Origin of the sequence: Steroidobacter agaridevorans (genome assembly GCF_009932555.1) — a bacterium.
Taxonomy (GTDB): domain Bacteria; phylum Pseudomonadota; class Gammaproteobacteria; order Steroidobacterales; family Steroidobacteraceae; genus Steroidobacter; species Steroidobacter agaridevorans.
Genome location: NZ_BLJO01000004.1, coordinates 401,055 through 413,656 on the forward strand (window position 1 = coordinate 401,055; position 12,602 = coordinate 413,656).

General features: G+C 61.9%; 15 protein-coding genes. 6 read left to right on the forward strand and 9 right to left on the reverse strand.

Annotation, left to right across the window (positions count from 1 at the left end; genetic code table 11):
- Positions 1–51 precede the first annotated feature (51 nt).
- Together GYH35_RS35145 and GYH35_RS16365 are read right to left on the reverse strand one after the other, a co-directional pair.
- On the reverse strand, positions 52–177 hold the full coding sequence (locus GYH35_RS35145; RefSeq protein WP_268894945.1) for a hypothetical protein: 126 nt from the start codon (positions 175–177) through the stop codon (positions 52–54).
- Positions 178–368: 191 nt separating this feature from the next.
- Complete coding sequence (locus tag GYH35_RS16365; protein WP_161810991.1) at positions 369–566, reverse strand: hypothetical protein; 198 nt, start codon at positions 564–566, stop codon at positions 369–371.
- Between GYH35_RS16365 and GYH35_RS16370 the strand changes: the two genes are divergently transcribed.
- Complete coding sequence (locus GYH35_RS16370) at positions 565–1,683, forward strand: carbohydrate porin (RefSeq protein ID WP_161828983.1); 1,119 nt, start codon at positions 565–567, stop codon at positions 1,681–1,683. The two genes, GYH35_RS16365 and GYH35_RS16370, sit on opposite strands and share 2 nt — an antisense overlap.
- A 40-nt stretch (positions 1,684–1,723) precedes the next feature.
- On the opposite strand, the gene GYH35_RS16375 is transcribed toward GYH35_RS16370, so the two are convergent.
- On the reverse strand, positions 1,724–2,380 hold the full coding sequence (locus tag GYH35_RS16375; protein WP_161810993.1) for an energy transducer TonB: 657 nt from the start codon (positions 2,378–2,380) through the stop codon (positions 1,724–1,726).
- A gap of 176 nt (positions 2,381–2,556) precedes the next feature.
- Positions 2,557–3,408 (reverse strand): metal-dependent hydrolase, encoded by an 852-nt coding sequence (locus tag GYH35_RS16380; protein ID WP_161828984.1) that lies wholly within the window; start codon positions 3,406–3,408, stop codon positions 2,557–2,559.
- A gap of 125 nt (positions 3,409–3,533) precedes the next feature.
- On the opposite strand from GYH35_RS16380, the gene GYH35_RS16385 reads away from it, so the two are divergent.
- The 3 genes from GYH35_RS16385 (at position 3,534) to GYH35_RS16395 (ending at position 6,569) form a co-directional block, all read left to right on the forward strand.
- Entirely contained in the window at positions 3,534–4,139 is a 606-nt protein-coding gene (locus GYH35_RS16385) for a TetR/AcrR family transcriptional regulator (RefSeq protein ID WP_202624361.1), read from the forward strand.
- Positions 4,140–4,269: 130 nt separating this feature from the next.
- A complete protein-coding gene (locus GYH35_RS16390) occupies positions 4,270–5,931 on the forward strand; it encodes a GAF domain-containing protein (protein ID WP_161810995.1) in 1,662 nt (553 codons plus the stop codon).
- Positions 5,928–6,569 (forward strand): response regulator, encoded by a 642-nt coding sequence (locus GYH35_RS16395; protein ID WP_129647417.1) that lies wholly within the window; start codon positions 5,928–5,930, stop codon positions 6,567–6,569. The genes GYH35_RS16390 and GYH35_RS16395 overlap by 4 nt, the downstream gene beginning before the upstream one ends.
- Here the strand turns inward: GYH35_RS16395 and GYH35_RS16400 are convergent.
- Positions 6,545–7,240: a zeta toxin family protein gene (locus tag GYH35_RS16400; protein WP_202624362.1), complete on the reverse strand. Its 696-nt coding sequence runs from the start codon at positions 7,238–7,240 to the stop codon at positions 6,545–6,547. The two genes, GYH35_RS16395 and GYH35_RS16400, sit on opposite strands and share 25 nt — an antisense overlap.
- A 4-nt stretch (positions 7,241–7,244) precedes the next feature.
- The gene (locus GYH35_RS16405; protein ID WP_161810996.1) at positions 7,245–7,649 is read right to left on the reverse strand and encodes a type II toxin-antitoxin system prevent-host-death family antitoxin; all 405 of its coding nucleotides are present in this window, start codon (positions 7,647–7,649) and stop codon (positions 7,245–7,247) included.
- Between the two features lie 87 nt (positions 7,650–7,736).
- On the opposite strand from GYH35_RS16405, the gene GYH35_RS16410 reads away from it, so the two are divergent.
- Positions 7,737–7,925 carry a hypothetical protein gene (locus GYH35_RS16410; protein WP_161810997.1) on the forward strand — a complete coding sequence of 63 codons (189 nt, stop codon included), beginning with the start codon at positions 7,737–7,739 and terminating at the stop codon, positions 7,923–7,925.
- On the opposite strand, the gene GYH35_RS16415 is transcribed toward GYH35_RS16410, so the two are convergent.
- The 3 genes from GYH35_RS16415 to GYH35_RS16425 all read right to left on the reverse strand — a co-directional run bounded on the left by GYH35_RS16415 (position 7,926) and on the right by GYH35_RS16425 (position 11,294).
- Positions 7,926–8,471, reverse strand: a complete 546-nt coding sequence (locus tag GYH35_RS16415; protein WP_161810998.1) for a hypothetical protein — start codon at positions 8,469–8,471, stop codon at positions 7,926–7,928.
- Positions 8,472–8,533: 62 nt separating this feature from the next.
- Entirely contained in the window at positions 8,534–10,786 is a 2,253-nt protein-coding gene (locus tag GYH35_RS16420) for a xanthine dehydrogenase family protein molybdopterin-binding subunit (RefSeq protein ID WP_202624363.1), read from the reverse strand.
- A gap of 13 nt (positions 10,787–10,799) precedes the next feature.
- Positions 10,800–11,294, reverse strand: coding sequence for a (2Fe-2S)-binding protein (locus tag GYH35_RS16425; protein WP_161810999.1), 495 nt, complete (start codon positions 11,292–11,294; stop codon positions 10,800–10,802).
- A gap of 242 nt (positions 11,295–11,536) precedes the next feature.
- Here GYH35_RS16425 and GYH35_RS16430 point away from each other — a divergent pair, with 242 nt between their 5' ends.
- Positions 11,537–12,601, forward strand: a complete 1,065-nt coding sequence (locus GYH35_RS16430) for an NAD(P)/FAD-dependent oxidoreductase (protein ID WP_161811399.1) — start codon at positions 11,537–11,539, stop codon at positions 12,599–12,601.
- Position 12,602 lies beyond the last annotated feature (1 nt).

Genomic DNA, 12,602 nt, shown 5'->3' on the forward strand with positions numbered 1-12,602 from the left:
GGCATCCGGGTGCATTCGGCCGCATGCACCCGGACGATCAGGTTGCAGCCATCAGCCGATATCCGGCACCAGGCCCATGCCGAAGACATTGTCGAAAAAGACCGGAATCGGCAGGAACTGCCTGGTTTCTTCGGTGGCATCGCCCAGGTCGACCAGCTCGATGGGATCCGTGTTCATTGCCCTCTCCTAAGTTGCACGTCGAACAACACGGGATGCATTGCCCGGTGCGTTCCGGACCCTGCCATACCAAATGGGATTGGAATTAAGGGGCAGACCGAGGCGCGACCGGCCGCATTGCGATGGTCCGCGTCATCCCTGGCGTTGGTGCCGATGCGTGCCGGGCGGCTGCTTGGGTGACAGACATGGTGTTATTGGCAATCGAACGGTGTGATCTGCGTCACTGTCTGCGCCTGGGTTGCACCGGAGGCGGAATGCGGTAAAGCCTGAAAGCGACCGTCCTGTGTCATGCCGGCCGAAGGCATGCCGATGTATTGCCGCATGAGCTGGGCGATATCGAAACCTCTTACTTTGATCGGTGCAGGCATCTGCGTGGCGTGCGCAGCCATGTCCGCGCAGGCGGGCGATCTCGCATCGAGCATGGCATTCGACGCGAGTTACACCAGCGACTTCTTTTCCAACCGTCGCGGCGGGCTGGAGCGTGGCGAGCGTCATCTCGCCGATCTCACCGTTTCCGCCACGCTGGATATGGAAGAGCTGTGGAATGTCCGGGGACTGACGCTGTTTGTTTCCGGACAGAGCAATGACGGCGGCGGCTTTTCGGATCGCTTCGTCGGCGACTCGTTCGCGGTATCGAACATCGATGCTCCTACGGCGTCGCGCTTCCTCGAGGTGGGTGCGAAGTGGGGATTCGGCGAAGACGGCGAGCACGGCTTGCGCGTCGGTCTGCTCGACTTGAATGCTGAGTTCGATGTGAGCGATCCGCGCGCCTTGTACATCAATTCGGTGTTCGGCATCGGTCAGGACTTGAGCCAGACCGGCGAGAACGGTCCTTCGATCTTTCCGACCACCGCCTTGGGTGTGAGCTTGAATCTGCAAGTTGCGCCTCAGTGGCACTGGCTCAATGCTGCCTTCGACGGCGTGGCGGGCGATCCGAACCATCCCAAATCGACGACTGTGCAACTTCATCGGCACGATGGCTTGTTGTTGATCTCGGAATTGCAGCGTCTGACCGAGGGTCGCGTGGAAAAGTTAGCCTTTGGTGTGTGGGGCTACACGCAGGCGGCCGCACATTTGACCGCGGAAGGCTCGGCCCATAACCATGGTTGGTATGTTTCGGCTGACTCGCGTCTCGGTGCGCTGGATGAAGTGCGGCCCTGGCGCACGTCGCTGCGCATCGGTCAGGCGGAGGAAGTCGTGAGCGATCACGACTGGTCCGTGATCGCCGCTTTGAACTACGACGTGTCGCGTCCGATCGGGCGTGAGCAGAGCTTTGGTGTTGCCGCTGCCTGGATCAAAACGTCATCGGCGCTGCGTGAGAGCGCGGAAGATGTGGACGATTATGAGACGGCAGTCGAGCTGACGTGGCGCGCGGCGGTCACCGACTGGCTGACGTTGCAGCCCGACGTTCAATACATCATCCATCCCGGATCGCAGCGTTCGCTACGCAACGCTGTGGTGGTGGGATTGCGCTTCGACATCATCGCACCGACGTTCAGTTGGTGAGCGCAGTGCCGGCGCGTGGGCGCCGGCACTGCTATCGACATCACATCCTGGTGTTCAGGCGGAACGTGACGGGCAACTGCTTCCACATCGCCATCGGCTTGCCGTCGCTGGTGCCAGGGACGAAGCGCCATTTCTTCGCTTCACGCATCGCCGACTGATCGAGCTTGGCGATGCCGCTGGAGCTGATCAATCTCACATCGCCGACCCGGCCATCGGCAAGAATATAGATCGACAGCACCACGGTGCCTTCGCCGCCGCCGCGAATCACATCCGGCGGATAGTACGGCTCGCTCAGGCCGCGACGCGCATCGATGCGAGGCTCAACCACCATTGGCGCCGGCGGCGCCACGTCGCCACCCTCGTCGCCGATGATATTTTTCGGAGGCGTGGGCAAGCCGGTGATGATCGATTCGCGAATGGGCTCCTCCGGGAAATCGAGCTCCCGCGGCACGATCGTCGGCTTGAGTTCCTTGATGTCGATCCTGGCGTCCTTGATATCGACCTGTTTCGGCGGCTTGGGCTGTTCCGGCAGCGGCAGCAGCTGCGGCGGTTCGGGCACGAATATTTTGGTGATCTTCTGGGTCATGCCATTGGTCAGCGCCCAGAAGAACCCCAGATGTAACAGCACGATGATCGCCAGCGCCCACGCGCGTGGCGAATTCCAGTTGTGCATCGATGGAAAACTGTTAACCGTCATCGCAGACATTCGTTTTACTCCCAACGTGTTTATTTGATTCCCACCCGTGCGCATTACGCGCCTGTAAGAATCTGCTCCCGCGCGGTATACACCCGGAAGTAAGCACATTCCGGTTGCCCGGTTGGGGAATCTTTTGTGAGTTGGCGATGTCTTATGGGGCTGGAATGCGAGAACGATCAGGCCGCCGGTTCCGCCAGGCGAAGGCGCTGCTCGAACTCGCGCACCAGCGCGCCGTCGTCGTGGTCCCAGGGATGGAAGCCGGGACGGAAGAAACTGAGATACGGCACGAAGACTTTGCGCATCATGCCGGGCTTGAACCACAAATAAGTAAACACGCGCCACCAGGTGCGCGGCGTATTGATCCCATCCTGGCGGAAGAAGTCCGCCATGCGCTGGAAGTTCGAGTACCAGAACTGCGCGCTGATGAACAACATCACCTGACATCGGATCGCCCAACGCTTGAACGCCGACAGCTCGCGCGTGACAGCGAGATAGGTATCGAACGCCACCGCCTTGTGCTCCACTTCCTCGATCGCATGCCATTGCCACAGTCGCAGCACTTCAGCGGGCGCACCAGGCAGCGGATCCTTCTCGGTTAGCAAGCTATGCGCCATGATCGCGGTGAAATGTTCCAGCGCCACGGTGATCGCAAGTTGGGCGACCGGATGACGTGAGCGCGCGATGTCGAGCCGACGCCGCGTCTCGGCGTCCATCGTGGTGGTGTCGTAACCGGCGCTCTTGATGAGCTTGTTGAACACCACGTGCTCGCGGGTGTGCGCAGCCTCCTGCTCGACGAAAGCCTTGATCTGTTCCTGCAGCCGGCCGTCGACGCGGTCCCGGAACCGCCGGACCGACTCGATGAAAAACGTCTCGCCCTGAGGAAATGAGGCCGACAGGGCGTTGAAGTACGCGGTCGCCACCGGGTCGCCGCCATGCCACCATCGGGCGCCGAGCGCATTACGGTCCAGGCGCAGATCTCGCGGGGTGATCGTGAGGTCGGCGGGCGTGCCGGTAGCGGGGATGTCCATGGCCATATCCGTGGGAAGCGGGCGGGTCGGGCTGCCGGTATTAAAAATTCTTATTGAGAGTATTGTCAATAGTGACTCGGCCAAAGAAAGCAGCGAAAACCCCGGTCAAAGGCCAGGTTCCGAGGGTGCGACGCACCCCCGAGGAGGCGCGGACCCTGGCGCTGGCCTCGGCCCGCCGGCTGCTGCTGGCCGAAGGACCGGACGCCATTACCTTGCAGGCAGTGGCCAGCGACCTGGGAATGAGCCACACCAACCTGATTCATCATTTCGGCTCGGCGGCCGGTCTGCAGTCGGAATTGATGCGGCAGATGGTCAGCGAGCTGACGACCACCATCGAATCGGCCGTCATGCGGCTGCGCGCCGGCAAGGGCGAGGTGAAGGATTTCGTGGATATCGTATTCGATGCGTTCGACCGCGGCGGCGCCGGCCGGCTGGCCGCATGGATGGCGCTGACCGGCGAATCCATGCATCTGGCCCCAATCGGCGAGGTTGTACGAGACTATATCGACAGCGTGGAGCGCGGCGCCGATGCCGAGGGCGATGCGGCTCTAATCCACGAACGTGTGACATCCGCGACTTTATTTGTGACGGTCGCGGCGCTGGGCGACGCCATTATCGGCAACGAACTGCGCAAGATGGTGGGCCGGGAGCGCGAGACCGTGCGCAAGCTGATGGGCGCATTATTGCCGGCGGTGCTGGCCGCGCAGCCGAATGGCAGCGGCCAGTCCTGACCAAAGACAGTGCACCCAAACGCCACTTGAACGCAGCTTGCACGCAGCAAATACTCCGCCCATCAACCGCGCGCAGAACCCTCCCGTGAGCTCCGGAATACTGCGAATCGAAGGCCGCGACGGGCCCGCCATGAGCGAGCCTTTCAATACTATTCTGGAAGAAATCGCCAGCGAGCTGGAGCTGCGCCCGCTGTTGACCAGCATCATCACGCGCGCGTGCGAGCTGCTCGGCGCGGATGGCGGCTCCATCGGTTTGTATGTGCCGCGCCGGCACACGGTGCAGGTCGAGGCCATTCATCAACTGCCGCTCACCGAGCTGGGCATGGAGTTCGAGCCGGGCGAGGGTCTGATCGGCAAGGTGCTCGCGACGGGGCGGCCGGTGATCGTCGATCGCTATGGCGAGCTGCAGCGCATTTCGTTGCCCGAAATGCGGGATTACACCGTGATTGGCGTGCCGATTCCCGGGCCGGGCGGTGGATTGCTCGGCGTGTTCGGTATCGGCGCGCCGCCGCCACGCAAGTTCGGCGCATCCGATCTCGATACGTTGCGGCTGTTCGCGCGACACGCTGCGATCGCAATTCAAAACGCTATGCGCTACGAGCGCGAGAGACGCCGCACCGAGCGCATGACGTTGATTGCTCACATCGCTCGCGTCATCACCGCCGGTCTGGACGCAAACGAACTGGTTGCGACCGCGGCGCAGGTGATCCACGAGCATCTGGGTTATCCCAATGTCGTCATCCCGCTGCTCCATCGCGATGAGGATGGGGAATATTTGATATTCGACGGGCACGCTGGCAACTACGGCGACATCGGAGATCTGTCGCATACCATGCCTGTGACCAAAGGCGTCACCGGCACGGCGGTGCTGACGCGCACACCGCAGATCGTCAACGATGTTCGCAAAGATCCGCGCTATGTGCCGCCGCCGATTCCTATCAATGTGCGCACCGAGCTGGCCATGCCCATCGTGCTCGGCGACGAGGTGTTCGGTTGTATCAACATCGAAGGCCTGAATCCTTTCGATGAGGACGATGTCGCGAGCATTCAAATCATCGCGGATCATCTGGCGGTTGCGATCAAGAACGCCAGCTTGTCGCGCGAGGCTCGGCAGGCGGCGGTGATGCGTGAACGCCAGCGTCTGGCGCGCGATCTGCACGACGCGGTGAGTCAGGCGTTGTCCTCGATCAGCTTGATGTCACAGTCCATCGTGCCGGCGTGGCGTCGCGATCCGGCGGAAGGCGAGCGTCGCGCTCGCCGCATCGAAGAACTGGCGCGTCTCGCATTCGCGGAGATGCGAGCTTTGCTGCGAGAGTTGCGGCCGGATCCGTCGGCGGGCGTGAGCTCGGTGGAGAATGCCGGCGTCGGTGACGTGAAGAAGATGGGGCTGGCGGCAGCGTTGCAACGGTTCGCGTTCATCCTGGCGCCGCAGACGCCGAGCATCCGGCTGGACTTCGCCGCCTATCGTTCACAGTCGCCGTCGCTGGAAGAGCGGTTGTATCTGATCTGCCGCGAGGCGCTGTCGAACGCGATTCGCCATTCAGGCGCGGATAAGCTGGATGTGAGCGCTGCCGTCAACGACGACGTGCTGATGTTGAGCATTCAGGACAACGGCCGCGGCTTCGACGTCGCCGCCCGCGCCGAAGTCACTGGAGATTCTCCCGAACAAGGCATCGGCCTGCAGACCATGAGCGAGCGCGCCGCCGCGCTCGGCGGCGTCTGCGAAGTTCAATCCCAGTCTGGACGAGGGACGACCGTATGCATTCGCATTCCGCTGCTGGCGACACCATGACCGCCACTATCAAGCTGCTGCTCGTCGACGATCACGGCATCGTTCGCGAAGGCCTCCGGGCACTGCTCGACGACGGCGAGGAATTCGTCATCGTCGGCGAAGCGGGCAATGGCGATGAGGCCTGCGATGCCGTTCGTCGCTTGCATCCCGACATCGTGCTCATGGACTTGAAGATGCCCGGCATGGCGGCGAGCGATGCCATCCGCGTCATTCGCGCGACGTCGCCTTCTGTGAAAGTCATCGCGCTGACTTCCTACGCCGAAGACGGCCAAGTCCGCGAAATCATGGCCGCCGGCGCTGCCGGTTATATCTTGAAAGACGTCACCAAGTCCGATTTCGTCACCGCCCTTCGCACCGTCGCCGGCGGCCAGACCTGGCTCCATCCGTTGGCCCAGCGCTCTCTCGTCGAGCAGTTGCGCAATCGCCAGGCCGATCCCTTGGCGTTGTTGACTCAGCGCGAGCGCAGCGTGCTGGATCTCATCGCTCGCGGCATGAGCAATCGCCAGATCGGCGATGAACTTCATCTCACGGAGGGAACGGTGAAAGGGTATGTGAGCACGATCCTGGCGAAGCTGAAGCTCGAAGATCGGACGCAGGCGGCGTTGTTTGCGGTTCAGCGGGGCTTGGGGCGGCGGTGAGATGCAACGCGCGATCTGGAATTTGACGGGCTCTGTTCGTGGATTCGAATCGCAGCAGCCACCACTGGCCTGGCCCATTCCGGCGCAGTCGGAACAAGCTGATCCGGCTTCGGCTTCACTATTCGTCCTCGTGACATGCTGAGCACCAGGTGGGCGCGCGGCCGGCCGTCCTCGGATTCATCAGAATTGTCGTAAATGCGAACCTCGCTTGCGCAGGCGAGGAGCTTGATGAGGTTCGCCAGGCTCTTTGGATATCGCTCTCGGATCTTTTCCGCAGCGATTGGATGGCCGCCTCGACGCACTCGTGCTGCGACTCGAGCGATGTGCCGCTCCGGTGAATCGAGTCCCACATAAAAGATAAAAAGCTCCAGGCCCGAGGCCGCGGCGCGCAACAGCGCCTGGGTCATGCTGTTGCCCCCGAGCGTTGTTTCGAAGCTGAAATCCTGGTTGCGCTCGATCGAGCGATTCAAAAGATCGAAGCCGATGTTCCATGCTCGCGCATTTGCATCGGCGAGCGTAAGGCCGTCTCTTTCTGTCATCGCTTTCGCCGCGAGGTCCGGATTGAAATAGACCCCACCGGCGCGCGCCGAGAGAAACTCTCCAGCTATGACGCTTTTGCCCGCGCCGTTGGTCCCCGCTGCTACGACGATCCGGCCGCGACGCTTTGGCACGCGTTCAGGTGTCCCTGTAATTCAGCTCGGTGTCGGTCGCAGAAAACAGTGCATCCACTGCTTGCCGCGCCTTGTCGCCTTGCATCTTGGCGTGAAGTGCATCGAACTCGCGAGTCCAATAATCGAGCTCGCGCTCCTGAGGTGTGCGTTCTCTATTTGACGTGAGCTTGTTGTAAGCGTCGATGCCGAGCACGACCGCTTGCGCCTGGCCATGGCGTTCAATGAAGACCGGTCCGGAGTCGCGGACTGTCTGCAGGATTTCGCCGAAACGATTTTTTGCCTGGGTGGCGGGTACGGACCTGCGATCCGATCGGGTAGCAACGGCGGCCGGGGCAATGCTCGCCCCGGCCTCAACTTTAGAGTTGCGGCTCGAGGATTTCGGAGCCCTTTTCAGGATGCGTCTGGCCATGGCGGTAGCCCCAGTCGAGGACAGGCCGAGTTTAGCTAATTTGTGGAGAATTAGCCAATATGCGGTCACGGGCGGACACAGGCTAGGGTGTCCTTCGGCGTATCGACGGCCGGCAGCGACGTGCTTCGGGCCATCGAGGTTGGGACCGGCTTCGGCAAGCTGTGGAAACTATCTGAGACGTCGGATGTGCGCGTGCTCGAGGATACGTTTACGCCAGACGATCCGAGCTACAATCCAAACGATAAGGCAATGACGCAGATCTACTGCCGGCTCTGATTACGAGATCGCATCCACGACGTGCAGCACCACTTTTCCATCCGGCGTCTTGAAGGAGCGGCCGCGGCTGCAGATGTCGGTGTAGCGGTCCAGTTTGATCTGTGACAGGTCTCGATGGGACGACAGATCGGTGACGGACGCTTTGCCTTGTTCCAGCAGGCTTGCGAAGGCGTAGCGGAGCTTCAGGATGGCCTGCTTAGCTGCCCAGCGCTGCGTTTCAGGGTCGGAAGACAACGCGGGGAGATGCCGTGTGTCGAAGTCCTCGCCGAGCGCCATTTTGGAACGCACCGCCTTGCTCAGGTCGTTGGGGGAGGCGATCGAAACTTGCTCCTTGGAGAGCAATGACGCGAGATCGTTGGCAAGCACGCGCACCGCATAACCTTCCGACTGGAGCACGACGCCAATGCCGATCGCGGCTCGAGGCAGCTCGACGACGCTGATTGCGTGGGTCGGCTTGGCGCCGGGTGCTGGGAAGCAGGCCCATGCGGGCAGCGCAAAAGCGGCAATGCCAAATAGGGTCGCCCAGCGGAGCAACACATCGACCATGGTCTACTCCTTGTGACAAGCATGGCCCGGAGGCGCCTGCACGGCGCCTCCTTGAAACATCCTTAGACCGAATACCCTTCCTTCGTAAACGGCATCGACCGCACCCGATGACCGGTCGCCGCGAAGATCGCATTCGCAATCGCCGGAGCAGCCGGAGGCAACGCCGGCTCGCCGATGCCGGTCGGGGTGAAATCGCTTTCGATGAAATACGACTCTACTTTCGGCGCGTTGGGCATGCGCAGGATCGAGTACGTGTCGAAGTTGTTCTGTTGGATGCGGCCGTTCTCGAAATCGATCTGCTGGCCGAGCGCGGCGCTGAAGCCGTCGATGACGGCGCCTTCGGTCTGATTCTCCGCGCCGCTCATGTTGACGATGGGGCCGACGTCGCCGGCGACGACGATGCGATGGATGGTCAGTTTGCGATTGGCGTCGACGCTCACGTCGGCGACTTCGGCGAAGTGGCCGGCGTGGCTGAAGTGGAAGGCCAGGCCGAGGCCGCGGCCTTTGGGCAGCGGCTTGCCCCAGCCGGCCTTCTCGGCAGCCAGTTTGATGACAGCAGCTGCGCGTCCTGTGTTCAGCGCGAACTCGTTGCCTTGTTGCAGCCAACGCGGCTCGCCCATGATTTCCAGCAGGAATTCCAGATGATCGCGCTTCGCAGCGACAGAGCACTCATGCAGGAACGACTGCGTCGCGAACGCGATCGAGCACGAGCGCGGTGCGCGCCACGGCCCGGTGGGAATCTTCAGCGGCAGCTTTGTTTGAGTGAGACGAGCATTCGGCAACACCTGAGCGGGGAACTCATCCGCCGCCAGATCGCCACCGCTGGTCGGGCGCTGCCCGTCCTGCGTGAAGGTGATGAAATGATCCTGCCACGCGATCAACTTGCCGGACTTGTCCAAGCCGCCCTTGAACGAATGGAAGCCGCCGACGCGATAGAAGTCATGATGCATGTCGTCTTCGCGCGTCCATTGCAGCTTGACCGGCACACCGGCTTGCTTGGCGATCGCTGCCGCTTCGCACATGTAGTCGTTCATCAAGCGACGGCCGAAGCCGCCACCGACGCGCGTCTGATGCAATGTGACTTTGTCCGGCGTGATGCCGAGCACATCGGACACCAGCTTCAAGCCGGCCTCCGGGGTCTGTGTCGGCGACCAGAGCTCGATCGCGCCGTCTTTGAAAACAGCAGTCGTGTTCATCGGCTCGAGCGGTGCGTGGGCGATGAACGGATAGGTATAGAACGCCTCGACCGGCTTCGAGTCGGCGAACGCTTTGTCGACATCGCCGGTGTTACGAATCGAATCCGGCCCCGACTGAGACGCGAGCTTCTTCGCCTGTTCGACGTACGCAGCCCAGCTGTCCTTGGAGGCAGCCGATTCGTCCCACTTCACTTGTAACTTCTGGCGCGCGCTGAATGCAGCCCACGTGGACTTGGCGAGAATCGCCACACCCGGCATGACCTCGGTGGGCTTGCCAGTGCCATTCACCACGAACGCCTGCGTCACGCCCGGCAGCTTCTTGATCTCTTCGAGATTCGCTTCAACCACCTTGCCGCCCACCGCAGGGCACTTCACGAACACGGCGTACTGCATGCCCGGCAACACTTGATCGATGCCGAACAGCGGCTGGCCCGTGACGATGGCGCGATTGTCGACGCCGGTGATGCGCTTGCCGAGCAGTTTGTATTCGCTGCGAGGCTTGAGTTTGACAGCCTTCTCGTCCGGCACCGGCAACGAAGCGGCCGCAGTGGCCAGCGACGCATAGGTCGCCTTGCGATTGCTCGCCTTGTGGAAGACGGTGCTGTTCTCGGTCGTGAGCTCGGTTTCGCTCACATTCCACTGTTTCGCCGCGGCACTCACCAACATCGCGCGGCCCACCGCGCCGGCAGTGCGCAGCTGATTCCACGAAGTAGGAATGGAACGCGAGCCGCCCGCGCTCTGGCGGCCGTACACGGCAGGATTGATTGCCGCCTGTTCGACCTTCACCTGCGCCCAATCCGCATCGAGCTCTTCGGCGATGATCATCGGGAAGGCGGTCTTGATGCCCTGACCGATCTCCGGCGCCTTGGAATACAGCGTGATCGGGCCTTCCGGCGAAATGCGCAGGAACGCATTGGGCGCGAAGTCCGCGCTCTTGGCGAGGGCAACGCCTTTCTCGCCGACGTAAAACGCCAGCACCAAGCCGCCGCCAACCAGGCCGGTGACTTTCAGGAACGTGCGACGGCTGACCGTGCCGGGCGCGGACTGCGCTTCGGCGGCGCGAAGCATGTCCTGCACATATGCATCGGCGGACAGAATCGAAGATTCGAGGGCGCTCATGGTGAACCTCCGATTAGTTCTGGCTGATCAGTTCGCCGTTCGCGCCTTTCGCAATATTGGCAGCGGCGGCGTGAATGGCTTTACGGATGCGGATGTACGTGCCGCAGCGGCACAGATTGCCGGCCATCGCAGCGTCGATATCGGCATCGGTGGGCTTGGGGTTGCTCTTCAGCAGCGCGGTGGCCGTCATGATCTGGCCCGCCTGGCAGTAGCCGCACTGAGCCACGTCGTGCTCGATCCATGCCGCCTGCACGGCATTCAATTTGCCGTCTTTGTTGGCCAGGCCTTCGATCGTCGTGATCTTCTGGCCCGCCACGGCGCTCGCCGGAATGGAACAAGAGCGCATCGGCGCGCCATTGAGATGCACGGTGCAAGCCCCGCACTGAGCGACACCGCAGCCGTACTTGGTGCCGACCAAGCCGAGGTGATCGCGGAGGACCCACAGGAGTGGCGTGGTCTCGTCGACGTCGGTCACTTCGACATCTTTGCCGTTGATGTTCAGGCGCATGGAAATCTTCCTGGCTGCGAGCTGGGATGACGGTCGATTCTTTCATGGCCTCCGGTCATGAACAATGCAGCCGGCCGCGCGCGAGTGGCGATTTGTCGAAACTTATCGCCCGCGCTGACAATGCGCTGACTGGCGCCTGACAAGATCAGTGCGCACCGTGGAACTGACGCAACGGACGGCTTGTGTAGAATCGCCGCGACACTTCCTGACCGACTCTGGGGAGAGCAGTTTTGAGCACCAATGTGAGTGATAGCGCCACAGCCGCCGGTGTCGACGGCGCCATTCAGGCCGATGCGGTCATCGTCGGGGCGGGCCCGTGCGGCCTGTTCCAGATCTTCGAGCTGGGATTGCTGGGCATTCGCGCCCATATCATCGATTCGCTCAAGCATCCCGGCGGCCAGTGCAGCGAGCTGTACCCGGAGAAGCCGATCTACGACATCCCGGCGCTGCCTGTGTGCGGCGCGCAGGAATTGGTCGACCGATTGTTACAGCAGGCCAAGCCGTTCAACGCGCAGTTTCATCTGGGGCAGGAGGTCACCGAGCTGCAGGTGCTGCCCGACCACACATTCCTGTTACGCACCTCGCTCGATACGCGCTTTCACGCCAAAACTGTGATCATCGCTGGCGGCCTTGGCTCGTTCCAGCCACGGCGACTGGGTTGTGAGGGTGTCGAGGCGTTCGAGAACACCAGCATTCATTACAAAGTGAAGAACTCGGCTGAGTTCACCGGCAGGCATTTGCTGATCTTCGGCGGCGGCGATTCGGCGCTCGACTGGACACTGGAATTGGCGGGCAAAGCGCGCAGTCTCACGTTGATTCATCGTCGTCCGGATTTTCGCGCGGCGCCGGCTTCAGTCGCGAAGATGCACGACCTCGTCAACTCGGGAAGCATGCGCTACGTTGAAGCGATCGCGCAGTCGCTCATCACGGACGGCGGCGAGTTCAAAGGCGTGCGTGTGAAGAAGAGCGATGGTGCGATCGAGGAACTGCACGCCGAACGCGCCTTGGTGTTCTTCGGCCTGCATCCGAAGCTGGGCCCGATCGCCGAGTGGGGCCTGGGGCTCGACAAGCGCGCCATCCTGGTCGACACCGAGAAATTCCAGACCAACATTCCCGGCATCTTCGCGGTCGGCGACATCAATACCTATCCCGGCAAGAAGAAGCTGATTCTCTCGGGTTTCCACGAGGCAGCACTGGCGGCGTTCGCGGTCGCCGCGCACTTGAATCCCGCCAAGAAAATTCCACTGCAATACACGACCACCAGCCCCATCATGCAAAAGCGCTTGGGAGTCGCGGGAGAGCAGTAGT

What these genes read in the sequence shown, in the direction of transcription:
- GYH35_RS16395 (WP_129647417.1), top strand. Translation starts at nt 5,928, where the DNA reads ATGACCGCCACTATCAAGCTGCTGCTCGTCGACGATCACGGCATCGTT.
- GYH35_RS16415 (WP_161810998.1), bottom strand. Translation starts at nt 8,471, where the DNA reads ATGGTCGATGTGTTGCTCCGCTGGGCGACCCTATTTGGCATTGCCGCT.
- GYH35_RS16375 (WP_161810993.1), bottom strand. Translation starts at nt 2,380, where the DNA reads ATGACGGTTAACAGTTTTCCATCGATGCACAACTGGAATTCGCCACGC.
- GYH35_RS16390 (WP_161810995.1), top strand. Translation starts at nt 4,270, where the DNA reads ATGAGCGAGCCTTTCAATACTATTCTGGAAGAAATCGCCAGCGAGCTG.
- GYH35_RS16405 (WP_161810996.1), bottom strand. Translation starts at nt 7,649, where the DNA reads ATGGCCAGACGCATCCTGAAAAGGGCTCCGAAATCCTCGAGCCGCAAC.
- GYH35_RS16365 (WP_161810991.1), bottom strand. Translation starts at nt 566, where the DNA reads ATGGCTGCGCACGCCACGCAGATGCCTGCACCGATCAAAGTAAGAGGT.
- GYH35_RS16425 (WP_161810999.1), bottom strand. Translation starts at nt 11,294, where the DNA reads ATGCGCCTGAACATCAACGGCAAAGATGTCGAAGTGACCGACGTCGAC.
- GYH35_RS35145 (WP_268894945.1), bottom strand. Translation starts at nt 177, where the DNA reads ATGAACACGGATCCCATCGAGCTGGTCGACCTGGGCGATGCCACCGAA.
- GYH35_RS16420 (WP_202624363.1), bottom strand. Translation starts at nt 10,786, where the DNA reads ATGAGCGCCCTCGAATCTTCGATTCTGTCCGCCGATGCATATGTGCAG.
- GYH35_RS16380 (WP_161828984.1), bottom strand. Translation starts at nt 3,408, where the DNA reads ATGGACATCCCCGCTACCGGCACGCCCGCCGACCTCACGATCACCCCG.
- GYH35_RS16370 (WP_161828983.1), top strand. Translation starts at nt 565, where the DNA reads ATGTCCGCGCAGGCGGGCGATCTCGCATCGAGCATGGCATTCGACGCG.